The sequence below is a fragment of the Nitrosomonas oligotropha genome (genome assembly GCF_009833085.1).
Lineage (GTDB): Bacteria > Pseudomonadota > Gammaproteobacteria > Burkholderiales > Nitrosomonadaceae > Nitrosomonas > Nitrosomonas oligotropha.
The window spans coordinates 1-2,840 of sequence record NZ_QRBZ01000051.1; the positions used below are offsets into that span (position 1 = coordinate 1).

The following is a 2,840-nucleotide window of genomic DNA, read 5'->3' on the forward strand; positions in this document are numbered from 1 at the left end:
GCATTATCTTTGCGCAGTACGATCCAGATGGTTTTGAAGATGATCCAGAGGTCGAGCCAGATGGACCAGTTTTTGAGATAGTAGAGGTCGTGCTCGATACGGGCTTTCATTTTTTCCAGCACATCGGTTTCGCCGCGCCAGCCGTTGACCTGGGCCCATCCGGTGATGCCGGGTTTGGCCATATGGCGCAGCATATAGCCCTTGATCAGCTTGCGGTAGAGCTCATTATGCGCCACCGCGTGCGGACGCGGGCCGACGATGCTCATTTTGCCTTCCAGCACATTAAAGAACTGCGGTAGCTCATCCAATGACGTGCGGCGCAGGAAGCCGCCGATTTTGGTCAAGCGCTGATCGTTCTGCTTCGCCTGTTGAATATTGGCGCCATCCTCGGTCACCGTCATCGAGCGGAACTTATACACGATGATTTCTTCCCCATTCAAGCCATAGCGGCGCTGCTTGAAGATCACCGGACCGGGCGAGGTGACTTTCACCGCCAAGGCAATACACGCCATCACTGGCGATAGCAAAATAATGATCAGCACAGCCAATACAAAGTCGCTGACACTTTTCACCACGCCATCGACACCGATGAAAGGCGACTCGTTCATGGCCACCACCGGCGTATCGCCGATGTACTCGAAACGCGCCTGCATCAAATCGAAGATATAAATATCGGGCAGAAAATAAATCGACGACGTGGTATCCGGCAATTCATCCATCAATTTCTGGATGCGCGGCTGAGACGACATCGGCAGGCTGATGAAAACCATCTCGGTATTATGCTTCTGGATATACGGCACCACATCGTCCAATCCGCCCAAACGCGAACCGAAATCGTCCGGTCTGGTAATGGCTGCGGCTGACGCAGGATCATCTTGCTCATCGGATTGGGAACCGAAGTTGCCGGCGATGCGCGAACTACTGCGCTCATCGAAGAAACCCTGATAACTGATCAGCAAAAAGGGCAGCTCGGCAATGTGACGGATGAACGCCAGACTGTTCTCATTGGCCCCGATCACAATTGCCGAGCGCAATTTACCCTTGTTGTACAAATTAGTGACAATGCTTCGCACCGTAATGTGGCTTGCAATCAGCATCAATGGCGTGACGATGAACCAGGTCAACAGCACTTGCGGAGAAAACTGGTTGTGAAATTTGGTGGCATACCCCAGAAACACCAGGATCGTGATAATCATCAGCCAACCCACCACCGTATCGCGCATATAGGCGAACAAACGCCCCTTGCGCCAATTGCGGTAAATGAGAATGCGCTCGTAAATGTAGGTGGAAATGAAAAAGGTAATGATGACCAGCACCAGGTAGTAACTGGTGAAATCTTCATCGTACAACCAGGCGGTCAGTATCAGCATGCTCCAGATGATAAAAGGATCGAGCAGATGCTTGAAAAAGGCTACTATCGGTAAATCGTTGACTGTCATCGTTTTCCGTACGTGTATTGCAGATTGATATTGGCGCCGTTGGCGTTAAATCCACCCAATCTGTTATTGGTTTGTAAATCATTGTGATAGACCGAAGCCATGAGCTGCAAACCGGGATAAGGAGTGTATGTGAGTTTTACCGCGGCATTGCGAAGCGTATTGTGCGTGCCGATCGGTGCGAATGAATCGGTAAAGATTGAAAAGTTATCAAACTTCAGATCCTGATAGGAAAAATCTCCTTGAAGCTTCACTTTTCGTGTGATATCCCAATACGGTGTAGCACTAACCCCGGTGTTCAGGCTGAAACTGGCGGTAAGCATTTGCATGGCAGCGGTCTCGCGCCATCCGCTCAACGATATTCCAACCCGATCGGTCGGTTGCCAGTTATAGATTAGGCGGGCATTGAATCCGCTGAAGTTACGCGCGGAGAAACTTGCATTGGTCCGCTCCACCCATCCGCCCGTTCCGGAGAGATTCGATTTGGCGGTTACCGCCCAGTTGATTTTTGCCAACGCCTCTTTCTGATGATAGCTATTGTCCGTTAATGAACCATCGGCTGCCAGAACACGAACCGGAAAATCACCGATGATGCCGCGAAACAGTACGCCGATGGTATTTCTGCCCGATGTCACGAAATCCATTCCGCCTTCGAAGCGATCCTCGGTACGGTTAAGAAAGCGCAGACTGGGACTGATTGAATTGAGATCGTAGCGAGTATAAGCGCCATTCAAGCGCCAGCGTGGATGGAGGCTCCAGCTTGCGTTAAAAAACTCAGTTTGCTCGGTTCTCACATTTTTAACACCCGGTTGAAACAAGAACGACGCGAGCGACTGCACATAACTGGCACCCATATTACCTTCCAGGCGGTTGCCAAGAAACCAATGCCAGCTGCCGCTGAAATTCTTCAGGTTATTATTCATCTGATCGAACTTCTCAAAGCGGGTATGCGACCAGTTTAAATTCGCGTTCAAGCGTTGCCGCCCGATTTCTTTCTCAAACATCACACCGCCTGTAAAACGATGGGAGATATCAAAAAGGTTATTCGTACCCAGTGCCGTTGTAGGCATTCTGTCGCGTATACGCAAGATATTGTCATCGGCAGTGAAGCCATAACTGCCAAAAGGCTGAATCAACTTGCCAAATGCAGCAGCCCATGCCGTGTGGCTGCACAGCAACAATACCATCCCCGCAGCCGAAAGAGCCTGCAGCCGGGTGATTCGTGAGAAGCAGATTGCAATAGGCGTGATGAACTGAGTGATACGAGTAAATGTAACTTCCATGAATTGATGGTTCATTAACTTGAGATTCTCAGAGTTTCCAGTGGACAAAAATTAATGCGTTTGACACAACTTAACCTTCCCATAACATGTTCTCATAAAATTATTTTTAACAACACTTTTT

2 protein-coding genes are annotated in these 2,840 nt (G+C 49.6%); both read right to left on the reverse strand.

Annotated features, from left to right (window positions below; translation table 11 throughout):
* Window positions 1-1,439: undecaprenyl-phosphate glucose phosphotransferase (locus tag ABD07_RS13870; protein ID WP_160818781.1), on the reverse strand; the 1,439-nt coding region annotated here is incomplete at its 3' end.
* Entirely contained in the window at window positions 1,436-2,719 is a 1,284-nt protein-coding gene (epsL, locus tag ABD07_RS13875) for an XrtB/PEP-CTERM-associated polysaccharide biosynthesis outer membrane protein EpsL (protein ID WP_240142573.1), read from the reverse strand. The genes ABD07_RS13870 and epsL, both read right to left, overlap by 4 nt.
* Window positions 2,720-2,840 lie beyond the last annotated feature (121 nt).

Bases quoted from the DNA above. Each gene is read 5' to 3' on its own strand.
- epsL (WP_240142573.1), bottom strand. From the start codon at position 2,719: ATGGAAGTTACATTTACTCGTATCACTCAGTTCATCACGCCTATTGCA.